This is a genomic window from Corynebacterium sp. HMSC076D02, assembly GCF_001813815.1.
Classification (GTDB): Bacteria; Actinomycetota; Actinomycetes; order Mycobacteriales; family Mycobacteriaceae; genus Corynebacterium; species Corynebacterium simulans.
Genome location: NZ_KV814071.1, coordinates 1 through 23,248, shown reverse-complemented (window position 1 = coordinate 23,248; position 23,248 = coordinate 1). Strand labels below are relative to the sequence as shown.

Here is a 23,248-nt window from a genome sequence, read left to right as displayed (position 1 = left end):
CCTTCCATAACTGCATCAACGAGGACACCTGCCGCAAGCAGGTGCTCATCTGTGATGATTGCATCCAGAGCGTAGAAACCCAGCACTGTGGGCGTCCAGATTGCGCGGAAGTAGCCGCGGCTGCGGCGCAAAGTGCAGCTCAGTAACCAGCGAGCACGAATTTGCGGTTAAGGTCTTGGCTGAATCCGAGCCTGAACCAGAGCCTAACCCGAAGCCGAATCCAAAACCACAGCCAACGCATGGCTCTTCGATGCCTAAGTCTTGTGGGCCGGTACTCGCTGCCGCAGCTGGCAGGTCTAGCTGGTGGTGCGGCCGCCGCGCTGCTGTTGGGCCTGGTCATCGCAGGCTGTGCGGGTAGCGGCTTCGGCTCTAGCTCGGCGTCTTAGGCGCAAGGAAGACCGAGATTCACGGATTCACGGGGAAACGGTTAGCCCAGCGGAACCAACAAGATTTGAATGTCGGTGATGCACCACAGCATGAAGTTGCAGGCCATTACCCAGAAAATTGCCATCCAGGAGCGCCAGCGCAGATAGCGTTTGAGCTTGCGCACCATGATGACGGCGGTGCCCACCATTCCCAGGAACGGGATGATGACGGTGGTCAGTGCAAAGAAGCGGCGCTGGCCTTCGGTGCACAGCCAGGTGGCAAGCTGGGCGTCGCAAAGCGCCCCGCCCTGGGAGCGGGTAATTAGGGCCACCGCAAATGCGTAGAGGCCGGAAAGCAGCAGCACAGCAACCATGAACCAGATAGCCTGCCGGGAAGAGCGGCGGTTGGCCGCAGCTACCGCTAGGGGATCTGGCTCATCCGCGAGCTCATCGAAAGAGCTTGGCTCCGGGCGCCGCAGGTTGGCGTAGTCGGCATCAGTTGTCAGATCGTTTTCCGGATGCTCAGGCTGGAGATTCATAGGCCAAAGTCTAGTCGCCGTGGATTAGCCCGCAGTTTCGACTGAAGGCGCAGAGTCCGAGGGACGCACCAGAACCGGGACGCGCACATGCGGAAGCAGCTCGGTGGCCGTGGAGCCAATGAATACGCGTTCGAAGGGGCCCATCGGGGAAGAACCTAGGCACATCAAGTCGCCCTTCTTCCACTTCAGCGAGTCCACCGCGCCAGACCAGCCATGGCCGGTGCCGATTGCGGTAGTAATCGGTAGCTCTGGGAAGCGCTCTGCCACCACATCGTGTGCGCGGTCCAGCATGGACAAGGAATGCTCGTGCCAGCCTTTGGCTAGCTTGGAGGCGACGTCGACGTTGCCGCTGACCTGGGCGTCGAGAAGCCCGTCGGCAGAAAAGGCCACGATGCGCAGCGGAACGTTCCATGCATTCGCCAGGCGGGCGGCGCACAGCAAGGCGGGGTCCTCGGAGTCACCGCGCTCGGTGAAAGCGAAGTTGATGCGGGTCACGCCATGCTTGGAAAGCTTGATATCGCGCGGGGAAAGGCCCAACGGAATAGGGGAAAAGTGCAGCAGAGCGTCGGCAGTCGAGCCTGCGAAGAAACGGCCTTTTGGCGCGGATTGGTTAGCGCCAAGCAGGATTGCATCCGCGCCGAATTCTTCTGCCATCTCGGTCAGCAGCTGCGGGCGGGAGGGGCCGGCCAAAAGAACGGAAGGTTCTTCGTCCAGCTGGGAATCGGAGATACCCGCCGCCTCGAGTGCTTCCAGAACGCGTTCTTTGCACTTGGCCTGTTCCTTGGTGAACCACTTTTTAAATTTATTGCCGTGCTTCTTCAGCGCGGTGGTGGCCAGTGGGACGGAGATCGTGGAAACGACCCTGATGCGAACGTTGGTGGAGCGGGCGAGCCACGCTGCAAAATCGATCGCTTCAGTGCCAGTGGAGGAAGGACTCCACGAAATTAGGATTCGCACAGGGTCTTTAGCGAGAGAAGCAAAAGACCTGTGTTGATGATTTTTATCCATTCAGCAATACATCCCGTGAACTGTCCGGGGGCGTAATTCTTAGCCCATTATTAGTCACGGGAGGGGCGAAAAAGAAATCCGGGCCTGGTCCGCATTACCCCTGGTCGCTTTGGTCTACATGCGGTTTCATGCCCGGTTTCTTTGCTAAGCGGGCTTTAGTTCATTGTCGGGCGATAGACGTCTGCCAACTTGGCAATCAGGGAACTCATCTGACGAGCCTCTTGCAAGTCTTTAGGTTCCATCCACTGCAGGATCTCCGCCAGGGCGGCGGCACGCTGACGGGAGACGATGTTCAGTTCAGATTCACCTAGTTGGGTCAGTGCCACGAGGACGCCGCGGCGGTCTTTGTCATCTCGGTGGCGCTCCACAAAGCCGTGGCGCTCCAATTGGTATAGGGCATTGGACGCGGTGGGCATGCGGATGAGTTCTGCCTGTGCGATGGTGCTCACGCGGGATGGGCCGCGCAGGCGCAGCTGGTTCATGATAGAGACCTGGGAGGTGGTCAGGGAGGAACCTTCGGTGGTGCGTTGGAAGATGAGCATCAGCTTGTTTAGTGCGGGCTGAATGCTGCGGGCTACGTCAAGGGCGTCTTCGTAGGTGGAGGGGGACTCAGCAGCTTGTTCACTCATGGAAAGTAATAGTAGCGCCCGTACACTCGCAACGGTAGTTAGGCCACGAAAAATTTAGCTTTTGAGTTGAAAAATACTTTCCGCTCATTCGCACGCGGGAACAGGTGGCGTGGTTAAGCTGTTGTCTAATTTGGTGTCTGGTCAACTTCAGGCCTGGATCTAGGAAAGGAGGATAGGACCACTGTGGCGGTTTCTTTCAAACACGTGATCTCCCACGAGTGGGAGCGTGCGCAGCACCTGCGCAAATATCGAGCGGGCCTTATAGAAAAGGACGCGCTTTGCGACGCCGACTTTCTCCTCCGCGCCGCAGCCAAGCACCATGGCATCGACATGGTGCGCAAATGTCCTCTCTGCGGGGAGGCGATGCGCCTTACTAAATGGGTCTATGGCGAGGCGTTAGGGCGGCGTGCCGGCAGCGCGCGCAGCGATGAGGAAATCGCAGAATTCGTCGCCGAAGGCATCGAATTTACGGTTCATAAAGTCGAAGTTTGTACGGCGTGCCGGTGGAATCACCTATTGGCGGCGGCGACGGCCTATGATGAAGGTTAGTTTTTGGCTCGGCCGTTGTGGCCGGTAAGCTGCATTTATTTAAGAAAATCTGCCCATGATTGACGAGGACACGAAGCAGTGACCGAAAAGGAATCCGCCCAACAGAGAGCTGGGCGTCATAGTAAAAAATCTACGAACCAGCGCAAACGACGTCGCTGGCCCTGGATTGTTTTGATCGTTGCCTTGGTGCTCGTGGTTGTGCCCGCAGCTCTCTTCGGCTACGCCTACTCCCAATACACGGTCCCGGATCCAAAGGACCTTCAGGCCAACCAGGTTTCGACCATTGTTGCTGGTGACGGAAACACTCAGCTGGCTAAGTTGGTGCCGCCGGAAGGCAACCGCACGCAGGTCAAGCTGGAAGAAGTCCCTGATTACGTAGAAGATTCCGTGCTTTCGGCCGAAGACCGCGAGTTCTGGACCAACTCGGGCTTTTCCTTTACCGGCTTAGGCCGCGCAGTCTTGGGAAAGCTCACCGGTGACTCCACCGCGGGTGGTGGCTCCACCATTACCCAGCAGTATGTGAAAAACACTCTGGTGGGTGACGAGTACTCCTATGTCCGTAAGATTCGTGAGCTCATCTACTCCATCAAGATGACCAACGAATGGTCTAAGGAAGACATCCTGCAGGCCTACCTGAATACGGTCTACTTCGGACGTAATGCTTATGGCATCCAGGCTGCTTCGAACGCCTACTTCAACAAGGACGCAAAGGATCTCACCGTGGAAGAGGGCGCCATGTTGGCCGGCCTTATCCAATCTCCTTCCGTTCTTGATCCGCGCGTTGATGAGGAAAGCTCCAAGGCGCGTTGGAACTATGTTCTCGATGGTTTGGTAGAGATGGGCGATCTCAACGCCACCGAGCGTAAGGGAATGCAGTTCCCGCAGACTCGTGATCCTTCCGAGTACTCCGCATACACCGAGGCGCCGGGCGCTTTTGGCCACATCAAGAATCAGGTCATCGCCGAACTCGAGCGCGTCGGCATCACTGAGGATCAGGTGGCAACCGGTGGTCTGAAGATCACCACCACCATCGATATGAACGTGCAGAACGCCTCCACCGATGTGGTGGATGGTCAGCTGGCTTCCCTGCAGGAAGACGCACGTGCTGCTGCCGTCACCATTGACCCGGCAACCGGCGGTATCCGCGGCTACTTCGGCGGCAACGAGGCAACTGGTTGGGACTACGCAAATGCGGGTCTGCAGACCGGCTCCACCTTTAAGATCTTCACTCTTGCGGCAGCACTGCAGCAGGGCATTGGCTTGGATACCTATTACTCCTCGGCTCCTTATCAGCTGCCTGGTTCCCAGGTGGTTACCAACGTCGATGGTGGCTGCGGCAGCTGCTCCATCGCTGAGGCGTTGAAGAAATCCTACAATACCTCCTTCCTCCGCCTGCAGGACGATCTGGAAAACCGTACGCAGGACACCGCAGACATGGCGCATGCTCTGGGTATTGCAAAGTCGCTGCCGGGCATCGATAAGACCCTGAGTGAGAAGGGCGGGACTCCGTACGAGGGCATTGTATTGGGCCAGTACCAGTCCCGTCCGCTGGATATGGCTAGTGCAATGGCCACTTTGACCAACGGTGGCGTTTGGCACCAGCCTCACTTCGTTCAGAAGGTGGAGACCACCGGCGGCGAGGTTCTCTACGAGTTCGACGACAAGGGCGGCGAGCGCCGTGTTTCCGCGAACGTTGCCAATAATGTCTTGAAGGCAATGCTCCCGGTCGCAGGTTGGTCCAACGGTGCTCTGGCCGGCGGCCGTGAGTCCGCTTCCAAGACCGGTACCACGCAGCTGGGCGATACCGGCAACAACAAGGACGCTTGGATGGTTGGCTCCACCCCGCAGTTAGCAACCGCCGTGTGGGTTGGTACCGCTGACAACACCTCTGCCATCTTCAACTCCTATGGCGGAATCATGTACGGCTCCAACTCCCCGACTCAGATTTGGAAGCAGATTCTGGATACCTCGCTGGCTAACGCTGAGTACAAGTCCTTCCCGCAGGCTTACCCCGTCCGTTACGGTAGCGGTAGCTGGGGTTCGGGTTACACCGGCTCCTACGACTCTTCCTATAACTCCGGTACCGCTGGCGGCGACAGCAACACCGCTCCGGAACAGGACGCTCAGGCACCTACTCCGGCACCAGAGGAACAGGCCCAGCAGCCGGCGCCTTCACCGGAACAGCAGCAAGGCCAGCCGGGTCAGCCGGGACAGGGTCAGCAGGGCCGTCCGGCACCGCCTAATCAGCCGGCGCAAGATGTCCCGTCGATTGAGGACATCATTAGCGGCCAAGGCGATTTGGCCGATCTGCTTAATCAATAGGAGATCAGCGTGACTGATAGGGCCCTTCGTAAGGTGAAGTCGGTGGCGCAAGCTCGCCCCGCTTCACCTGTTGCCCCCGCATCACCCGCCGCCACGGATAAGGCAGCGGCGGAAAATACTGGACTCGTTCCGCTTTCGTCGGAGCCTTTTGCGCACGATGTCGTCGAGTTCTTCGGAGGGCCGAAGGGTCGTTTCGCATATTCGGGCAAGAAGCAATGGTTTAGCCCCCTGCGCGCCCTCATCGCGGTGGCTTGGATGTTTCTGGTATTCGGCTTTCTCAGCAAGGCCACGTGCGCGGGCAGCCGCACTTCTGCAGAAGGGCTCATTTCGCTGAACTGGGATGGCAACCGTCAGTACACCTCGTTCTGCTACAACGACATCATCCCGCTCTACGGTGGCCGCGGCCTCGACCAGGGTGGCTTCCCTTATGCCTTTTCGTGGCAGGAGGGTGACCTCACCCGCTACATGGAATACCCAGTCTTGGCCGGGATGTTTCAGGGAATCATGGGTTGGCTCTCGCGCACTACCTACCCGGTGGGCCACTGGTTTGGCATCGCCGAATCCGGTTGGTACTTCGGGCTCACCGCACTGGTGATGTCGTGCATCTGGGTCGTTACCGTCTACATGGTCTTCCGCCTGACCGGAAACCGGGCGTGGGACACCGTACTGATGGCGGCCAGCCCACTGGTAGTCATCCATGGATTTACCAACTGGGACATCCCCTCCATCGCTTTCATGGTGGGCGCACTTCTCGCCGTAACCCGTGGCAAGAATTGGCTCGCCGGAATCCTGATTGGTTGCGGTACTGCGTTCAAGCTGTGGCCACTATTCATCCTGGGCGCGTTCTTAGTGCTGGCAGTGCGAAACAAGAAGTGGGCGCCGTTAGGCGGAATGCTCGGCGGTACGGTGATCTCCTGGCTCGTGGTCAACGTCCCTGTGGCAGAAAAGTACCCGGAGGCTTGGCACGAGTTCTTCCGCTTGAACGAGGAACGTGGCGCGGAGTGGACCACCATCTATGCCGTGCTTAACCGCGTGACGGGAATCGAGTTCAGCCCGGAATTCCTCAACGCCTTCACCCTGCCCGCCTTCCTCATCGCATGCGCGGTCATTGGAGTCTTCGGACTGCGGGTGGCACGTACGCCGCGCGTGGCCGAGCTAATCTACCTCATTTTGATGGCCTTCTTGTTGGTGAACAAGGTTTGGTCCCCGCAGTATTCGCTGTGGTTGGTGGTCCCGGCTCTGTTAGCCCTGCCGCGTTGGCGTTTGCTGATGAGCTGGATGCTTGTCGACGCCCTGGTGTGGCCGGTTCTCATGTGGCACATGCTGGGGGAGGAGAACAAGGGCATCGGGCATGAGCTGCTCGATATCATGGTCATCGCCCGCGACGGCTTCATCATCGTCATTGGTGTGCTCGTCGTGCGCCAGATGCTGGGCAAGAGCGTCGATAAAGTACGCGCGGCACACGCAGGCCGCGATCCGCTAGTAGGGGAGTTTGCCTAAATGGGTATCACAATCGTGGGAATCGTTTCGATCGTCCTCGGGTTCTTCTGCGTCATGGCTGCTTACTATCTCTATCAGCGCAGCGATGACCGCCGTTGGCCCATCTTGTTTGGCCTGCTGGCGCTTTTGTTTCTGACGGTGATTCCAGCCGGCAGTGCGATCTTCTTCGCCACCACCATGCGGAGCTAGGTGCGAGCCGCGCGCACGGGCGTTCGTGTGCTTGGTTACAGACTGTAAGTCCTCAGCGGAAATATCCCGTTGAGGATTTCTTTTTGGCCGGTCAATGCGCTATTGTGGTGGGGTTGCTTGACGCAACGTACCCTCCTGCCATATCCGCAAAGGTGATATGGCCGAAAACAGTTACTAGACCATAGGAGGTGATGAGGTCCGTGCGTCACTACGAAGTCATGATTATTCTGGATCCTAACCAGGATGAGCGCACCGTATCCCCGTCCCTAGACAAGTTCCTGGAAGTTATCCGCAAGGACGGCGGCAAGGTTGAAAACGTTGATGTATGGGGCAAGCGTCGTCTTGCTTACGCCATCAACAAGAAGGAAGAGGGCATCTACGCCGTCGTTACCCTTGAGTGCGAGTCCGCATCGGTGCTCGAGCTTGACCGCCGCCTGAACCTGAACGACACCATCCTGCGTACCAAGGTTCTGCGCACCGACAGCAAATAGCGGATACTGGTTTCAGAGTTTTAAGAATCCACGTAACCGATAAGGAGAACAGACCATGGCACAGGGAGATACCCCAATCACCGTTGTTGGCAACGTAGTTGCTGACCCGGAGCTTCGCTTCACCCCAGCGGGTGCGGCTGTAGCAAACTTCCGCGTTGCTTCCACCCCTCGTCGCTTCAATTCGCAGACGAATCAGTGGGAGGATGGCGAAGCCATGTTCCTGACTTGCAACGTGTGGCGCCAAGCCGCAGAAAACGTTGCAGAGACTCTGACCAAGGGCATGCGAGTCATTGTTAATGGCCGCCTCCGCCAGCGTTCTTACCAGAACCGCGAGGGCGAAAACCGCACTGTCTTTGAGGTTGAGGTCGACGAAGTTGGCCCATCCCTGCGCTACGCTTCCGCTCAGGTCACCCGCAAGTCCGCCAATGGCGGCAATGGTGGTGGCAACTACGGCGGCCAGCAGCAGAACCAGGGCGGCAACAACTTTGGCGGCGGCAACCAGGGTGGCTTTGGTGGAAACCAGAGCGCTCCGCAGCAGTCAGCTCCTTCTAATGATCCGTGGAATTCTGCACCACAAGCCGGCAGCTTCGGCGGTGCAGACGCTGAACCCCCGTTCTAAACACTGTCAAACGCAATTATTAACTAACTCAATTGAAAGGCAGGGATCATGAAGCTGATCCTCACCGCTGCCGTTGAGAACCTCGGCGCCCCAGGCGAAATTGTTGAGGTCAAGAACGGCTACGGACGTAACTACCTGCTTCCTCGCGGCCTGGCTATCGTTGCCACCCGCGGTGCTGAGAAGCAGATCGAGGGCATCAAGCGCGCCCAGGAAGCTCGCGCAATCCGCGACCTGGATCACGCACGCGAGGTCCGCAACCAGCTCGAGCAGCTCTCCGGCGTTCAGGTTGTAATGAAGACTTCTGAAAACGGCAAGCTTTTCGGCTCCGTTTCTGCAGACGACATCGTTTCCGCTATTGAGGCCGCTGGCGGCCCGAAGCTGGACAAGCGCATCGTCGTTCTGCCAAAGGGCCTGGTCAAGAAGACCGGCAACTACCAGGTCGAGCTGAAGCTGCACGCTGATGTTCTCGGCAAGGTGAACTTCTCGGTCGTCGCTGCCTAAAACTGATTTAAGGCGCACGACGGTTTCCATGCCCGAAGCATGGAAACCACAATGACAACAGCAACGCAGTTGGTCCTTGGGGCCTGCCATGTGAGGTGGCAAGCCCCAGGGGCTTTTTGCGCGTTTTAGGCACGATTTCACCCGCCTGTGGACAACTGTGGATAACTTTCCAAATCTGTGGATAACTTTTGTCAAGTGGAAGCTGCTTTTACCGCTCGTTAACCCGCGGGTAAAAGCGTTAATACGCAGGTAAATGCGGTTGTCCACTGGTTTTGTGTACATTTTCACATTGGCAAAAACACCGCCTGACCTGCGCTTATAGTAATCGCAGGTCAGTGGCTTGAAGGAGTTATCCACAGGTCCTAACAGCAGTTCTGGGACAAAAGTACGCACTCACCTGGGAATTGCACAAGTGCCTGTGGAAAACTTTCGTTTTATACCCAAGCGAAGCGCGTGGAGGGGCGAAAATTGTATGTCTATCCCCTGCATTAGACTTAGAGCTCGAAAGAGTAGCCGAGGGGAGATATGCCGCCTAGCGGCCGCAAAAATATGGTGGGATGGATTGTCTATGACTAATGCAAGCTTTGATGACTCTGACTACGTACCGCCAGAGGCGCCCGATGTGCCGGAGGTAGAAGATCGCCCCTACCGCGGCAAGCGCAGGGATGACGTTAAGCGCTATGGCGAGTTCCGCCAGCCGCCTTCAGATAGGGAAGCGGAGCAAGGCGTCTTGGGCGCTATGCTCCTTAGCCCGAATACGGTTATGGAAGTCATTGAGGAGCTCGAACCAGATGACTTTTATTACCCAGCGCATGCGTTGATTTACCAGGCTATGGTCGATCTTTATGCCGCCGGCACTGACATTGACGCGGTCATCGTGGCCTCCCGTCTAGACCGCTATAACAATCTGGAGCGCGTGGGTGGTGCGCCCTATTTGCACACCCTTTTGGCCACCGTTCCTACTGCAGCGAATGCTCGCTACTATGCGGAAATCGTTGCGGAAAAGGCAGTTCTGCGCAAGCTTGTTGACGCAGGCACGCGCGTTGTTCAGCTGGGTTTCGAAGGCGCCGAAGATGCAGAAATCGAGTCTGTCTTGGATCGTGCCCAGCAAGAAGTGTTTGCGGTGGCGCAGAAGAAGACAACCGAGGATTATCAAGTTCTTGGAAAGCTTATCGATCCAACCATTGACGAGCTCGCGATGCTGCAGCAAAACGGTGGCTTGGAGGCCGGGGTGCCAACTGGCTTCATTGACTTGGACAAGCTCACCAATGGTCTGCGTGCTGGGCAGATGATCATTGTCGCGGCGCGTCCTGGTGTTGGTAAGTCGACGCTGGCCATGGACTTCATGCGTTCGGCTTCGTTGCAGCATGGCAAGACTTCCGTAATCTTCTCCCTCGAGATGTCTGCCTCTGAGATCGTGATGCGTTTGCTCTCGGCTGAGGCGGAGGTAAAGCTATCCGATATGCGCGGTGGACGCGTTTCCACTGAAGATTGGGCCAAGATCGACCAGACGCTCAACCGCATCCAAGATGCGGCACTGTTCATCGATGATTCTCCGAACCTCACCATGATGGAGATTCGCTCCAAGGCCCGCCGCCTAAAGCAACAACATGGTTTGGACCTCATCGTGCTTGACTATATGCAGCTGATGTCTTCCGGCAAGAAGGTTGAATCCCGTCAGCAAGAGGTCTCGGAATTCTCCCGACAGCTTAAGCTTTTGGCCAAAGAGCTCGAGGTGCCGCTGATTGCCATTTCCCAGCTGAACCGTGGCCCAGAGTCCCGCACTGACAAGAAGCCGCAGCTTGCTGACCTCCGTGAGTCGGGCTCGCTGGAGCAGGACGCCGATATGGTTATGCTGCTTTACCGCCCAGACTCCCAAGACCGGGATGACCCACGAGCCGGCGAGGCTGACATCATTCTGGCTAAGCACCGTGGTGGTCCTATCGATACAATCCAGGTTGCGCACCAGCTGCACTACTCCAAGTTCGTCAACATGGCACATGGCTAATAGCCTGCCGCACCCTCAGAATAGGCAACCGGTGTCGCATATCCGCGGCTTAGCGATTTCCGGCGCCTTTGCCGCGGCCGTTATGGCATTGAGCCTCAGTGGCGTTGGTTGTTCCGGCACCCCAGCGCCTGAAGGAGGCACGGGGCAGCCCACGTCGGCGCCCGTGATGCCCACTAAACCCTCTCCGCAGGTAAATGCCCAGAAGTTTGTTTATGGCCATCAACACCCGCGACAACATGGATACTTGGTGACGCCCAAGAAGCTTTCACCTGCGAAAAAGATCCCTTTAGTGGTTTTCTTCCATGGTGGTGGATGGCAAGAAAAGTCTACTGCGCGCTCTGCGGCACCCGTGGTCAACGACCTAGCCCAACACGGAGTTGCAGTGTGGAACGTGGAATACCGTGGCGTGACTTTGAACGCGAAGGATGCGCCTGGTGGGTGGCCAATGACGTACAACGACGTTGCGGCGGCTATTGACTTCATTCCGCAGCTCGCGCATGAATCACGCATCCCCCTCGACATCAGCAATGTCGTTGTTGCTGGTTATTCAGCGGGCGGCAACCTTTCGACGTGGGCTTGTTCGCGTCCGGCGCTGCCGGCAAAGGCACCTGGTGCCGCACCAAAGTTCCGCGTAGATAAATGCGTGGGTATTGCCGGTGTTTATGACATGCACCTGGCCTTTAGACAGCACGATAAGTTTGTGCGCACGCTTCTAGGTGGTACGCCGCGCCAGGTGCCGCAGCGTTATTTCGAAGCTTCACCTGCGGACAATGTCAACGACAAAGCCCGCATCGTGGTGCTCCACGGTAAAAATGACAAGACCGTCAACGCCGACGAGGTCAAATACTTCATGGCTCGAGCACGTGCGCATGGACTCAGCATTGAGACGGTGCTCCTCGATGACGCGGAGCATTATTCGTGGTCTAAGCCGGAAGGGCCGCAGTGGAAAGCTGCACGGAAAGCGATTCTTCAGCAGATCCATACAGAGACAAATCCTTGACCTTTGCAGGGTCGCCTAGGCGCGGGCCGAGTACTACGAGCACGATGAATGCCGCGGTCGTGGCGATGGCCAACCATTGCCAGAAGGCGTGCAATCTTTTTCCGAGCAGTTGCGCGAGCCAGGTGCCGAAGAATGCACCCAGGGTGTTGAAGAAGAGATCATCGATGTCGGTGCGACCTAGCGAAAAGACGTATTGGATGGTCTCGACTAGGCCAGAGAAGACAAAACCCCAGATCGTTGCCTTGAGTTTCGAGCCCACCTGCACGTAGAGCAGTATTCCAAGTGGGACGAAGAACGCGAAGTTACCGCCGTATTCAAACGCAGGCTTGAACCAGCTGCCGGAGAACAGATCATCCAGCGGCATCAGACGCAGCTCCCTGGCGCGTTGATTATCCGGATTCCAGAGATAACCGATCTGGAAGAAGGCTTTCAGAGTGGTCAGTGACAAAATGACCGCGCAATATCCACCCAGAGCAACGGCAGCGCGCAAGCGTGCTTTCATCTCTATACCAGGGCCTTTCCCCGTTGTTCCGGAAGTAAGAATGCGGCAATTGTTGCCACGGCGAATGCGGCGGCGAAGATGGCAAAAAGCCAGGGCTTACCGCCGTGCGAGACTACCACTGGCACCATCAATGGAGCGAGAATGGAAGCAAGCCGACCGAAGCCCGCGGCGGCACCCGTTCCCGCGCCGCGGAGGTGGGTGGGATAGAGCTCTGGGCCGATGGCGTAAAGCGCACCCCAGGCTCCCAAGTTGAAGAAGGACAACAGGCAACCTGCCACGAGAATCAAGGTCGTGGTGGATGCAAAACCATACATTCCTGCTGCACAGGCGGAACCGATTAGGAACGCGGCGAGCGTTGGGCGTCGGCCCCAGGATTCAATAAGCCAGGCTGCAGCGGCGTAGCCGGGCAGCTGGGCAAGCGTGATGATTAACGTGAAGCTGAAGGATTTAACCAGGCTGAACCCATCGGCTACGAGGAGTGAAGGAATCCAGATGAACGCGCCGTAGTAGCTCAAGTTCACACAAAACCAGATGCTCCAGAACGCGGCGGTCCGCCGGCGCAGTGATGCCGACCAAATGCTAGTCGAGGTGATGTCTTCCTCCCCGTAGGTCTGTGGGGTAACGGCAGAAGATTGAGGTTTGCCCTCGGATCTGGCCGCTGCTTCGAAGGAGGCCACCGCCTCTTCTGCCTCCGCGTGCCGGCCTTTGGATTCCAAGAAACGCACCGATTCGGGCAGACGGAGGCGCACGAACAGGGCGTAGATGGCAGGTGCCATTCCCAGCGCCAAGGCCCAGCGCCAGCCGCTAGGCGACGCCCCGACTACAAAGGTGCCAATGAGCGCTGCGAGCACCCAGCCCACTGCCCAGAAAGCCTCAAGTATGACCACCATGCGTCCACGCACTTTAAGCGGGGAGAACTCGGAAATGAGCGTTGATGCCACCGGCAGTTCTGCGCCTAAACCGAGGCCGACGATAAAGCGTAGGATAAGGAGCATCGTCAATCCGGTCGAGAGGGCTGATGCGCCGGTGGCCAAACCGTAGACCAGCAGGGTTAGCGCGAATACTTGGCGGCGCCCAATCTTATCGGCGAGCAATCCTCCAAAGGTCGCGCCGAGTGCCATGCCCACGAAGCCGATTGAAGCCAGCCAAGAGGATTCGGTAGGGCTAATGCCCCAGTGGGTTGCCAAAGCTGCCATGACGAAAGAGATGAGTCCGACATCCATGGCATCGAGTGCCCAGCCGATCCCTGAGCCGGCTAACAGCTTCTTGTGCTTCTTAGTAACAGGCAGGCGGTCGAGACGCTCCGCGCGTGAAATATGGCCTTGGTTGATTGTCCGCATACAAGGGCACTATAGCTTGGTCCAGCTCTGTGTGCTGGGAAAATGCTAGGAAGATTGGAAGTTGCGCAGACGCAGTGAGTTGCTGACAACGAACACCGAGCTAAAGGCCATAGCGATGCCGGCGAAAAGCGGGTTGAGTAGGCCCAACGCAGCCACTGGGATGAGCAGTACGTTGTAGGCGAAAGCCCAAAACAGGTTCCCCTTGATGATTCGTAGGGTGCGGCGCGAGAGCCGGATGGCGTCGGCTGCGGAGCGCAGATCGCTGTTCATCAAGGTGATATCGGATGCTTCAATCGCCACGTCGGTGCCAGCCCCCATGGCTAGGCCGAGGTCTGCCTGGGCAAGGGCTGCTGCGTCGTTGACGCCGTCACCCACCATGGCAACGGTCTTTCCCTCCTCCTGCAGGTGCCTAATTACCGCCACCTTGCCGGACGGCAGCACACCTGCGGTTACGTCCGCGTTGGCGATGCCCACGGCCTTGGCGACGGCGCGCGCTGCTCCTTCGTTGTCACCGGTTAGAAGATGTGGGGTAAGGCCGAGTTCGCGGAGCTTGGCGACGGCCGCGGCAGACGTCGGCTTCACCGTATCGCGAACATCGATGATTCCAGCGAGCGTATCGTCCACGTAGACGGCGACCGGGGTTGCACCCTCGGCCTCCGCGGCCTGGAAGGTGGCGGCGAGCTCGCCGCGTGCTGCTTGCTCACCCTCTATGCGTCCGACGCGCACGCGGTGTCCGTCTACTGTGCCCTCGACGCCTCGGCCTGCCACGGAATGGAAGTCGCTTGCGGGCTCAATGCGGCCTGCCTGCGGCAGATCTTGGGCTGCTGAAACGATGGCCTTGGCAATCGGATGTTCAGAACCTGCTTCCACCGCCGCTGCGAGCAGGAGAAGCCTGCTTTCTGCTGTAGAGCCTCCCATTTGCTGTGCGAGATGCACACGTGCGACGGGCATTTTGCCCTCGGTGATGGTGCCGGTTTTGTCCATGACGATGGTGTCTACCTTCTTGGTGGACTCGAGGACCTCAGGTCCTTTGATGAGAAGCCCCAGCTGCGCGCCGCGGCCAGTGCCCACCAAAATGGCAGTCGGAGTTGCAAGGCCCATTGCACAGGGGCAGGCGATGATGAGTACAGCGACCGCAGCGATGAAGGCTGGTGCGACGCCGTCCCCAAAGATCAAGTGCGCGAGCAGCGTTAGGGCGGCAATGATGATGACCACGGGCACGAAGACCTGTGCAATCTTGTCCACCAGGCGCTGGACTGGGGCCTTGGAAGCCTGGGCGTCGGTGACCAGCTTGGCCATTTGCGCGAGCGTGGTATCCGCGCCGACCTTGGTGGCGCGGACTTCTAAGCGGCCGGCGGAGTTTAACGTGGCGCCGGTAACGTGGTCACCCGCCTTGACTTCCACGGGCATTGACTCGCCTGTCAGCATGGACTCGTCTACGGCGGAGGCGCCGGCTTCCACGACGCCGTCGGTGGCTATCTTCTCGCCAGGACGAACGACGAATACGTCTCCTACCTGGAGCTGTGTGATGGGCACGCGTTTTTCCGCGCCGTCGACAAGCAGCGTAGCGTCCTTGGCGCCCATCCCCAGAAGCGTGCGCAGCGCCTCCGAGGATTGGCCTTTGGCTTTGACCTCAAACCAACGGCCCAACAGCAAGAATGTGATGACCATGCCCACCGATTCCAGATAGATGTGATCCATCTGTGCGTGGTTGGACATCAGCTCCATGTGCATCTTCATCCCAGGCTGGCCAGCGGTGCCGAAGAACATGGCATACAGCGACCAAAAATAGGCCGCGGTGGTTCCTATGGAAATCAGCGTGTCCATGGTGAAGGAGCCGTGACGAAGGTTTGCCCACGTCGCCTTGTGGAAAGGTGCGCCGCCGAAGATATAGACGATGGTCGCCAGAATTGCGGCCGCCCATTGCCAGTTGTCGAACTGCAGGCTGGGCAGCATGGAAACCAGCATTACCGGTGTGGAAAGCGCGGCTGAGATGAGGGTGCGGCGCAGTAGATCACGGGACTCCTGGGCGCGCGCGGCCGCGGTGGGATCTGAGCCATCCTCGGGGTCTTCCGCATCGGAAGAATCATCGCCCATAGTGAAAGCGTTGTAGCCGGCGCCGCGAACTACCTCAATGAGGGATTCGGGGTTTGCAGTGGCCGGGTCGTACTCAATGGCGGCGGTCTCGGTGGCGAAGTTGACGTTGGCCGTTACTCCGTCGACCTTGTTGAGCTTGCGCTGCACGCGCGACGAGCACGAGGTGCACGTCATGCCGGAAACGCCAAGATCTAGGTGGGCGAGATTAGTCATGGTTTTAAGAGGGAAGAGTGAATCAGGAAGGGGAAGAGTGAATTAGGCCTTGACCTTGTAGCCTGCCTCTGCAACGGCGGCGACAACCTGCTCGTCGGTGAAGCCCTCGCCCTCGACGGTGACGGCGCCGGTGGTGTGGTCTGCGCTAACGGAGCTGACGCCGGCGATTTCGCCGACCTCTTCACGTACCGACATTTCGCAGTGTCCGCAGGTCATGCCCTCTACGGTGTAGTTCTTTACGCTCATTGTTTTTCCTTTCTTTGGGTACAACCCGACCGTATACCCCCAGGGGGTATATTGCAATAGTGCGCTAAGGAATAACACTCAGTCATGTACCGTTGATAGGAAAGACCCCGAAAAACAGGAGAGATTTATATGGCAACTATCGACGTAACTGAAGAGACCTTTGAGCAGACCGTGTCCGGTGAGGGCATTACTCTCGTAGACGCTTGGGCTGATTGGTGCGGCCCGTGCAAGCGCTTCGCGCCGGTATTTGAGAAGGCTTCCGAGGAGCACCCAGACGCGACCTTCGCCAAGCTCGACACCGAGGCAAACCAAGGCCTTTCCGCAGCGCTGCAGATTCAGTCCATTCCTACCCTGATGATCTTCCGCGACGGCATCCTGGTCTTCCGCGAGGCGGGTGCATTGCCACCAGCAGCCCTCGAGGATGTGATCAAGCAGGTTAAGGAGCTCGACATGGAGGACGTTCGCCGTCAGGTTGAAGAGCAGAACGCGCAAAGCGAGAGCTAGGAAGGCAGCGGGTTCGGCGCATAGCGCTTTATCCCCCACCCTCAAGCTCTTTTCTCGGACGCTTTCTAGCTAGTCCGGCTAAACTCGCTAGAAAGCGTCCTTTTTATTGGGACCTTCCCTTATTTCCACACGCAAGGAGTTAGTTCAATGGCGAATCCATTCAGCAAAGGCTGGAAGTACGTAATGGCCTCTTTCGATCAGAAGATCGATGAGAACGCCGACCCTAAGGTGCAAATTCAGCAGGCTGTGGACGGTGCCAAGGAACAACACCGCAAGATCTCCGAGCATGCGGCGGAAATCATCGGTCACAAGAACCAGCTCGAGCTGCAGATCAACCGCCTGCTCAAGCAGCAGGAGGATTACCAAAACCAGACGCGCCGCGCCCTCGAGCTAGCAGATAAGGCGGATGACCCGCAGTCTGCTTCCGAGTACAACCAGGCTGCCGAGGTTGTAGCCTCTCAGCTGGTTGCTGTGGAACATGAGCTGGAGAACGTAAAGACTCAACACGCCGCTGCCGCTCAGGCTGCAGAGCAGGCTAAGGCTCAGCAGCAGCAGTCCGAGGCGCGCCTGAAGGAGCAGCTGGCACAGGTCGACGAGCTCATGGCGCAGGCTGATCAGGCTGCGATGCAGGAGCAAAACGCCAAGGTCGTGCAGTCCATGGACGAACTGCAGGCGGATGACTCCGTGCCTACACTAGATTCTGTGCGCGCAAAGATTGAAAAGCGCTATACCGATGCACTGGGTGCGCAGGAGCTGCACCAGGCTTCCGGCGGCAGCCGTATTCAGGAAATCACCGCGGCCGGCAATGACATGAAGGCAACCTCCCGTCTGGAGGGGATCCGCGCCGAGATGGCTAAGCAGAAAGAGCTAGGCTCCGGTGAGCAGAAGTAGCCACTAAGGCTTTTAAGGCAGAAATAGAAAAGAGGCGGCCACCTCCTTCTTTCCTCAACGCTGAGGGAGCTGAAGGGGTGGCCGCCTCCTTTTAGGCGAGGAGGTTAGCTTTCCTCGCGGCGGATGGCGATGAGGACGCCACGAATGCCGGAGTGGAAGCCATCGCGCAGATTGACGCGTTGGGATTCGCTCAGCGTGTACTCGTGCAGAGTTTCACAGGCAAACTGCAGCAGCGGGCGGTCGATTTCCGGCGGCAGGCCGCCGCCCGAGAGTAGGTGTGCTTGGTCGCGTTGCTCGGCGTTGGCGGCATTCTCGAACCACCAGGAGGCGTATTGCTGGCCGACGTCGAATGGCGACTGGAAGCCTGCAGAGGTCCAGACCTCCTCGGGTAGTGGCACGTACTTGGAGCGCAGCTTGCGGCGCGGAGCCATCATGGACGGCTTCGGTGCAGCTGGCTTCGGAGTCTCGGCTGCGCTTTGCGTTTCGTCGGTGGAATCCGTAGCTGGGGGCTGCGGTGCCTGCGTGTTCTCGGCCGCAGGCTTGGCCTCGGCAGTTTCACCCGAGCCCGTTGTGGTGGCCGTCTGTGGCGCGAGGTCGGCAGGGGAGGGGCTGGGCTTCGGTGCTGAGGTAAACGCTGCTTCTGCCTCGGAAGGCTCGCACTCGTCCTCTACTTGAGGCACCTGCGGCAGCTCTTCGTCGCTGTTGTGAGGCTCGCGGATGGTGGGTGGCAGTGGGCCTTCCAGGACCTGGAGCTCCATTGCGTCGGCGAAGTCTTCGCGCGGATCGAGGATGGTCGTGGTGTCACAAGCGTGGCGCAGGGCGGAGGACATGGAGTCCCAGCCAAAGCCATAGAGGTGCACGCGCACGCCCGCGTTTACGGCTTCTTGTACGCCTGGGATCATGTCGGCGTCACCGGAAACCAAAACAAAGTCGGTGACTTGCTGCTTCATTGCAGCGAGGATCATGTCGGCAACGAGGCGGGTATCGACTGCCTTTTGGGTGCGGCGCTCGCCCCACTCGATGAGCTGGCCGGTGCGAAGTTGCACGCCATCACAGGTGCGCAGTGCGCGCTGGTAGCGGTGTGGGCCAGTGTCTGGGATTCCGTCGTACCAGTACTGGCGGTGAATGCGGTTTCCGAGCTGGTTTTCCACCATGGAACCGAGATTATTTACGACCTCTGGGAGGTCTATTTCTAGTTGCGCGCGAGCTCCGGTTTCCCATGAGTTATAAAAGCTCGCAAGCAGGTAAGACGTGTCAACGAAGACAAGTGTTCGTTCAAGCATGGCTCCTAAGTTCCGTTCCTAATAGTTCTAAATAAATTTTCTTTGGGATCCAGTGTGCCCCATTAGTCACTAAACGTCGATGCCTTGGGGGAAATTGGCAGGTCAGGCGGCCTAGAAAAGTTTTGCTCTTGCGCAAATCTAAAATCCGAGGTACTTGTTTAGTTAGTTAGTTGAGTAACTAACCAGTTGAGCAAGCGAGGAGGTGCAGGCGTACATGGATAACTCAACGCAGCCGTTATTCAGACAGATCGCCGCGCTAATTGAGGACTCCATCGTGGAAGGTGGCCTGGAAGAAGGAGCGCAGGCGCCTTCGACGAATGAGCTAGCCGCCTTCCACAACATCAACCCCGCCACGGCGCGAAAGGGGATCACTTTGTTGACCGAACTCGGAATTCTAGAAAAACGCCGCGGCATCGGCATGTTCGTGGCGCCGGGCGCTACCGAGAAAATCCGCCAGCGGCGCCGCAATGACTTCGCCGCCGAATACGTCGCCCCCCTCGTCGATGAGGCCGTCCGCCTTGGGTATACGCGCGAGCAATTACAAGAACTTGTCCACCGTGTCGCAGAAAGCAGAGGACTCTACTCATGACCGCACACACCGCGAACACCGCGAACACCGCAAATGCTGCAATCACTGCAAACACCGTTGTAACCGCGCAGGGTGTTTCCAAGTCTTTCTCCCGCAAGACCGTCCTGGACGGCGTCAATATTCAGCTGGCGGAAGGCCGCATCTACGGGCTCGTTGGCCGCAACGGCACAGGCAAGTCCACGCTGCTTTCGCTGCTGGCCGGGCAGGCGCGTTACAAGGGAAAAATTGAGGTCTTCGGGCAAGCGCCTTTCGATAACGCCGAGGTGATGGATCAGGTGGTCTTCGCTGGCGTGGACACCGCCTACCCGCGTTCCTGGAAGTTTGGCGCGATTGTGAAGGTTGCAGCCCAGCGCTACCCCCACTGGCAGCAGGAGGTGGCGGAGCATCTCATCGAGGTCTTCAGCCTCGATCTGAGCACGCGCCATGGCTCGGCTTCCCGCGGCCAGCGTTCCATGCTGGCCATTGTCATTGCTCTTGCGGCGCGTGCGCCGCTAACTCTGCTGGATGAGCCTTACCTGGGTCTCGATGCCTATAACCATGAGGCCTTCTATCGTGAGCTCCTCGCTGAGCTGGAGGCCCATCCGCGCACGGTGGTGTTGGCGACCCACGATCTGCACGCAACTTCGCAAGTGGTCGACAGCTACCTAGTGCTGCGCGACGGCGTTGTCCGCACTTTTGATGCCGCTCTGCTTGACGACGCCCTCGTTGAAGTCACCGTTACTGGGTCCCTACCCGCAGAGCTGGAAGAGGCGGCGCTCGTTAAGGAGACCGTAGGTGGCAATACCCGCGTCATCGTGGAGCGCGGCGTCGCCCAAGGCAAGCCGGTCAACTTGGAAGATGCAGTGAAGCTCGCGATGGGAGGGCTCGATGTTTAAACCCATGTTTAGCCTGTTTTGGCACCACATCACCGACTATTGGTGGCACTGTCTCGCCGCGGTGGTACTGATTGTAGTTTTTCCCTCGGCGCGGTTCTGGACAGACTTCCCCCTAGTTTCGCAGGTTATGTACTCGTGCTTGGGTCTCAATTTGGCCGTTGCACTCTTGGTCCCTTTTCCGGCATTCAAGGCCTTTGGCTACCGGCGCGCGGATTTCCTTCGTTTGAATATTCCCCTCGCGGTGCTCGTGGTCGGAGTCATTGCCGTGTTCAATATTGGTGTTATCCCACTGCCGCAAGCGCTGGGAATCACCGGGCTAGTCGCACTTTTCGTCGTTTGGTATTTATACAAGCAAATCCGTGATAAAGATCGTGAGCGCAAGCGCACCGCCGTTAAAGATTCGAAGGGCTCGCGGTGGAAAGTCATACTATCCACTGCCGTCATCGTTGGCGGCCTGCTCTTCGCTTGGCAGAAGTTGCTCCCCGGCGTATTCCCTTCAGTGCGGGATCCATTTATTTGGGCAATTCCCGTCCTCTTTGGCGCCCTTGGTAGCAGCTGGCTCTTTGGCGACGACCTTTACATGTGGCAGGCATTCGGGCGCACGCGCCGCTCCTGGCGCCGCCACAACCTAGGCACGGGCTTGCTCGGTTTGGTGTGCGTGCTTGCACTAAGTGGGCTGCTTGCGCCCGCGGATCTCTTCGTGAATGTAGGACTTTATGTCCTGTTCTTTGTGTTGTGCAATGCGAGTTTGTGGTTGGGCCTCGTTGGAGTGATAGGAGGAATGAGCCTTCTCGGGTTTATTCGGGGCGTGGAAATGTCGCAGCCTACCGGCGCGATCGTATGCGTAGTCTGCATCGTCCTTGCTTTGCCCGTTCACTACTTTTACCCGCTGTACGCAAATACCCAACGTATCCCGGAGTGGTCGAAATGATTAAAGCCGAAAACCTAGCTATGCAAAATGCTCCGGCGCTGTCTTTCGCGCTCGAAGATAACCTGACCCACGGCCTGGTGGGTCCCAATGGAGTGGGCAAGACGACGCTGCTGCGCATGATCGCAGGCCAGCTCAAGTCGGAGGGGTTGAAAGTCTTTGGGGAGCGTCCCTTTGACAACCAGAAGATCATGGATCGCATCATCCTGATGGGCATTGATAACCCGCTTTTCGATGGCTGGAACGTAGACAAGCTCTTCCGCATTGGCAAGGCGCGGTGGAAGACCTGGAACCAGGAGCGGGCTGAAGAGCTTGCCGCGCAATTTGCGCTCCCGAAGAAGAACTACTCCGGCTTGTCCCGCGGCCAGAAGTCCGCGATGGGTTTTATCTTCGCCGTAGCTTCCGGCTGCGAGTTGATGCTGCTGGATGAGCCCTACCTGGGCCTCGACGTCGATAAGCGTCAGCGCTTTCTTGAGGTCCTCCGGGAGGAACAGGGCAAACGCACGATTGTGGTGTCCACCCATCATCTCGATGAGATTGAGGGCTACCTCGACACGGTGCTTTTGCTTGGCGAAGCCCCCTTGTCTGGCCCCATTGAAAGCCTCGTCGACTGCATCGTGGCGGTGACGGGCCCTGCGGAACAAGTAGATAGGGCGTTGGGGCGCCTACAGTTGCCGGTATTGGCCCGCCATTCCTCGGTCCACGCAGAGCGTGTGCTTATCGACGCCCGCCCCAACTTCGCCGAGTGCGTCTTCGATCAGGCGGCAGAATTCGGGCTACGCGCGCAGGAAGTCACCCTGGAAGAGGCGGTGCTGGCGCTAGGAGGTGCACAATGAAACTCTTCTTCGGCACGCTCAATTGGAGCAGCTCGTTGGTCACGATATTCCTGCTGTCCGGATTATTCCTGCTTCGCGGAATTGAAGACCCGCTGATTACTACAATCGCCCTCGTCGCACTTTGGGCGGCAATTTTTGCGGCTGAACCAGACAAGACCAAAGCACAGGCGCTAGGCCTTAGCACTGCGGTTACAACTCGCTATGGGCGAATCGTAGCGGTAATGCCAGCCCTAATTGCTGGTGTCATCAGCATCTATCTGCGTTGGTGGATTCCTCTCGCTATTACGGCGCTAATTCTCGTGTGGAAGCTGATCTGTTGGAAGGCCAAAGCCAAAACCATGACGGTCGAAGACCTTCTAGCGGATACTCCAGGCAATGATAGCTTTGGACACTTCCCAGCAAGCCTTGAAGGTCAGTTGGTCTACCGCCCGTTGGTTCGCGGTTGGGTCATCGGCTGGGTTGTCCTGGGTATCGCAGCGGTGGCGAACGCCTTCATCAGCAGCACATGGCCTGAGAACGGACCGAATATCGGAAACATGCTGATGACAATGGGCATCTTGGCGATGGCAACTGTTGTGCAACACCTAGATTCTTTGGCCAACTTCGTCACGCTTGGCGGCAGCCAAAGTACTTGGGCGCGACATGTCATCATCGCAAGCTTGGTCAGTCCGGCGGCGAGCCTCCTTGGCGTTGGGCTTAGCTGGCTGATTGTGGGTAAACCTATTTGGCTCATTGCAGCATTCGGCTTCCTGGTGCCCGCTCTCGTTGTCTCGCTTGAATTGTGTTCGTGGAAGACCGTCTACATACCGGTGCTGATTGCCGCTGCAACGGCAGCCATCTTCGTGTTGCGAATGAAGGAGATGCTCGACGGGTTGCCAATGATGCTCGCGGCGGCCGTTACGTACGTGCTGTGGGCGGTCCTGCTGCCCGCCAACGTGCGACAGGTGAATCCATACGCGTCAGGACTGAAAAAGTGGCTAGGTATAAAGAGCTAAAAAGCTACAATCACCAGCGGATTTGTGAAGTTTCAAAGTGGTGTGTAACTTTATGTGAGTCAGCGCGACCGACAGCGCCCCACAGTCACACAGTGACTGGCTGAAGCGGCGATAGGAAAACAGGCCCTGACAAAAACAAATTTTTTGCTCATAATGAGCCGTCACCATACAAATGGTGCCTGTTCGTTGTGTGGCGATGATGTCTGAGAACTCAATAGTGTGCCAATGT

General features: G+C 57.9%; 25 protein-coding genes. 16 read left to right on the top strand and 9 right to left on the bottom strand.

The window, feature by feature from the left end; genetic code table 11:
* Nucleotides 1–427: 427 nt before the first annotated feature.
* From HMPREF2935_RS09930 to HMPREF2935_RS09920, 3 genes are all read right to left on the bottom strand, one after another.
* On the bottom strand, nucleotides 428–904 hold the full coding sequence (locus HMPREF2935_RS09930; RefSeq protein WP_062042983.1) for a hypothetical protein: 477 nt from the start codon (nucleotides 902–904) through the stop codon (nucleotides 428–430).
* 24 nt (nucleotides 905–928) lie between these two features.
* Nucleotides 929–1,912, bottom strand: a complete 984-nt coding sequence (locus HMPREF2935_RS09925) for a universal stress protein (protein ID WP_070455817.1) — start codon at nucleotides 1,910–1,912, stop codon at nucleotides 929–931.
* A 155-nt stretch (nucleotides 1,913–2,067) separates the two neighbouring features.
* Complete coding sequence (locus HMPREF2935_RS09920) at nucleotides 2,068–2,541, bottom strand: MarR family winged helix-turn-helix transcriptional regulator (RefSeq protein WP_070455818.1); 474 nt, start codon at nucleotides 2,539–2,541, stop codon at nucleotides 2,068–2,070.
* Nucleotides 2,542–2,724: 183 nt separating this feature from the next.
* On the opposite strand from HMPREF2935_RS09920, the gene HMPREF2935_RS09915 reads away from it, so the two are divergent.
* The 9 genes from HMPREF2935_RS09915 (at nucleotide 2,725) to HMPREF2935_RS13265 (ending at nucleotide 11,720) form a co-directional block, all read left to right on the top strand.
* On the top strand, nucleotides 2,725–3,090 hold the full coding sequence (locus HMPREF2935_RS09915) for a DUF5318 family protein (RefSeq protein WP_061925232.1): 366 nt from the start codon (nucleotides 2,725–2,727) through the stop codon (nucleotides 3,088–3,090).
* Between the two features lie 78 nt (nucleotides 3,091–3,168).
* Nucleotides 3,169–5,412: a transglycosylase domain-containing protein gene (locus HMPREF2935_RS09910; RefSeq protein WP_070733029.1), complete on the top strand. Its 2,244-nt coding sequence runs from the start codon at nucleotides 3,169–3,171 to the stop codon at nucleotides 5,410–5,412.
* A 9-nt stretch (nucleotides 5,413–5,421) separates the two neighbouring features.
* Nucleotides 5,422–6,912, top strand: coding sequence for a glycosyltransferase family 87 protein (locus HMPREF2935_RS09905; RefSeq protein WP_070733026.1), 1,491 nt, complete (start codon nucleotides 5,422–5,424; stop codon nucleotides 6,910–6,912).
* Nucleotides 6,913–7,101 carry a hypothetical protein gene (locus HMPREF2935_RS09900; RefSeq protein WP_070733024.1) on the top strand — a complete coding sequence of 63 codons (189 nt, stop codon included), beginning with the start codon at nucleotides 6,913–6,915 and terminating at the stop codon, nucleotides 7,099–7,101.
* A gap of 200 nt (nucleotides 7,102–7,301) precedes the next feature.
* Complete coding sequence (gene rpsF, locus HMPREF2935_RS09895; protein ID WP_210400748.1) at nucleotides 7,302–7,592, top strand: 30S ribosomal protein S6; 291 nt, start codon at nucleotides 7,302–7,304, stop codon at nucleotides 7,590–7,592.
* Nucleotides 7,593–7,647: 55 nt separating this feature from the next.
* Nucleotides 7,648–8,211, top strand: a complete 564-nt coding sequence (locus HMPREF2935_RS09890) for a single-stranded DNA-binding protein (RefSeq protein WP_061925217.1) — start codon at nucleotides 7,648–7,650, stop codon at nucleotides 8,209–8,211.
* Nucleotides 8,212–8,259: 48 nt separating this feature from the next.
* The gene (gene rplI / locus HMPREF2935_RS09885; RefSeq protein ID WP_061925214.1) at nucleotides 8,260–8,712 is read left to right on the top strand and encodes a 50S ribosomal protein L9; all 453 of its coding nucleotides are present in this window, start codon (nucleotides 8,260–8,262) and stop codon (nucleotides 8,710–8,712) included.
* A gap of 568 nt (nucleotides 8,713–9,280) precedes the next feature.
* Complete coding sequence (gene dnaB / locus HMPREF2935_RS09880; protein WP_070455821.1) at nucleotides 9,281–10,720, top strand: replicative DNA helicase; 1,440 nt, start codon at nucleotides 9,281–9,283, stop codon at nucleotides 10,718–10,720.
* Nucleotides 10,713–11,720, top strand: coding sequence for an alpha/beta hydrolase fold domain-containing protein (locus HMPREF2935_RS13265; protein WP_082778667.1), 1,008 nt, complete (start codon nucleotides 10,713–10,715; stop codon nucleotides 11,718–11,720). The genes dnaB and HMPREF2935_RS13265 overlap by 8 nt, the downstream gene beginning before the upstream one ends.
* Here the strand turns inward: HMPREF2935_RS13265 and HMPREF2935_RS09875 are convergent.
* Genes HMPREF2935_RS09875 through HMPREF2935_RS09860 form a run of 4 tightly spaced genes read right to left on the bottom strand, consistent with a single transcriptional unit; the run spans nucleotide 11,644 to nucleotide 16,118 of the window.
* Complete coding sequence (locus tag HMPREF2935_RS09875) at nucleotides 11,644–12,222, bottom strand: VanZ family protein (protein ID WP_070733021.1); 579 nt, start codon at nucleotides 12,220–12,222, stop codon at nucleotides 11,644–11,646. The two genes, HMPREF2935_RS13265 and HMPREF2935_RS09875, sit on opposite strands and share 77 nt — an antisense overlap.
* Nucleotides 12,223–12,224: 2 nt before the next feature.
* Nucleotides 12,225–13,562, bottom strand: a complete 1,338-nt coding sequence (locus HMPREF2935_RS09870) for an MFS transporter (protein WP_070733018.1) — start codon at nucleotides 13,560–13,562, stop codon at nucleotides 12,225–12,227.
* A gap of 45 nt (nucleotides 13,563–13,607) precedes the next feature.
* Complete coding sequence (locus tag HMPREF2935_RS09865; protein ID WP_070733015.1) at nucleotides 13,608–15,872, bottom strand: heavy metal translocating P-type ATPase; 2,265 nt, start codon at nucleotides 15,870–15,872, stop codon at nucleotides 13,608–13,610.
* Between the two features lie 42 nt (nucleotides 15,873–15,914).
* A complete protein-coding gene (locus HMPREF2935_RS09860; protein WP_061925201.1) occupies nucleotides 15,915–16,118 on the bottom strand; it encodes a heavy-metal-associated domain-containing protein in 204 nt (67 codons plus the stop codon).
* 129 nt (nucleotides 16,119–16,247) lie between these two features.
* Between HMPREF2935_RS09860 and trxA the strand changes: the two genes are divergently transcribed.
* Nucleotides 16,248–16,622 carry a thioredoxin gene (trxA, locus tag HMPREF2935_RS09855; protein ID WP_061925198.1) on the top strand — a complete coding sequence of 125 codons (375 nt, stop codon included), beginning with the start codon at nucleotides 16,248–16,250 and terminating at the stop codon, nucleotides 16,620–16,622.
* Between the two features lie 147 nt (nucleotides 16,623–16,769).
* Nucleotides 16,770–17,513 carry a PspA/IM30 family protein gene (locus HMPREF2935_RS09850; protein ID WP_061925196.1) on the top strand — a complete coding sequence of 248 codons (744 nt, stop codon included), beginning with the start codon at nucleotides 16,770–16,772 and terminating at the stop codon, nucleotides 17,511–17,513.
* 104 nt (nucleotides 17,514–17,617) lie between these two features.
* On the opposite strand, the gene HMPREF2935_RS09845 is transcribed toward HMPREF2935_RS09850, so the two are convergent.
* Complete coding sequence (locus HMPREF2935_RS09845) at nucleotides 17,618–18,796, bottom strand: NYN domain-containing protein (RefSeq protein ID WP_062036711.1); 1,179 nt, start codon at nucleotides 18,794–18,796, stop codon at nucleotides 17,618–17,620.
* Nucleotides 18,797–19,010: 214 nt separating this feature from the next.
* On the opposite strand from HMPREF2935_RS09845, the gene HMPREF2935_RS09840 reads away from it, so the two are divergent.
* From HMPREF2935_RS09840 to HMPREF2935_RS09820, 5 genes are all read left to right on the top strand, one after another.
* On the top strand, nucleotides 19,011–19,385 hold the full coding sequence (locus HMPREF2935_RS09840) for a GntR family transcriptional regulator (RefSeq protein WP_061925189.1): 375 nt from the start codon (nucleotides 19,011–19,013) through the stop codon (nucleotides 19,383–19,385).
* Nucleotides 19,382–20,260 (top strand): ATP-binding cassette domain-containing protein, encoded by an 879-nt coding sequence (locus tag HMPREF2935_RS09835; RefSeq protein WP_070733013.1) that lies wholly within the window; start codon nucleotides 19,382–19,384, stop codon nucleotides 20,258–20,260. The genes HMPREF2935_RS09840 and HMPREF2935_RS09835 overlap by 4 nt, the downstream gene beginning before the upstream one ends.
* A 223-nt stretch (nucleotides 20,261–20,483) precedes the next feature.
* Nucleotides 20,484–21,191, top strand: coding sequence for a hypothetical protein (locus tag HMPREF2935_RS09830; RefSeq protein WP_141756047.1), 708 nt, complete (start codon nucleotides 20,484–20,486; stop codon nucleotides 21,189–21,191).
* The gene (locus HMPREF2935_RS09825) at nucleotides 21,188–22,024 is read left to right on the top strand and encodes an AAA family ATPase (RefSeq protein WP_188310733.1); all 837 of its coding nucleotides are present in this window, start codon (nucleotides 21,188–21,190) and stop codon (nucleotides 22,022–22,024) included. The genes HMPREF2935_RS09830 and HMPREF2935_RS09825 overlap by 4 nt, the downstream gene beginning before the upstream one ends.
* Complete coding sequence (locus tag HMPREF2935_RS09820) at nucleotides 22,021–23,019, top strand: hypothetical protein (RefSeq protein ID WP_070733010.1); 999 nt, start codon at nucleotides 22,021–22,023, stop codon at nucleotides 23,017–23,019. The genes HMPREF2935_RS09825 and HMPREF2935_RS09820 overlap by 4 nt, the downstream gene beginning before the upstream one ends.
* Here HMPREF2935_RS09820 and HMPREF2935_RS13360 read toward each other — a convergent pair.
* Nucleotides 23,002–23,248: hypothetical protein (locus tag HMPREF2935_RS13360; protein WP_210400747.1), on the bottom strand; the 247-nt coding region annotated here is incomplete at its 5' end. The two genes, HMPREF2935_RS09820 and HMPREF2935_RS13360, sit on opposite strands and share 18 nt — an antisense overlap.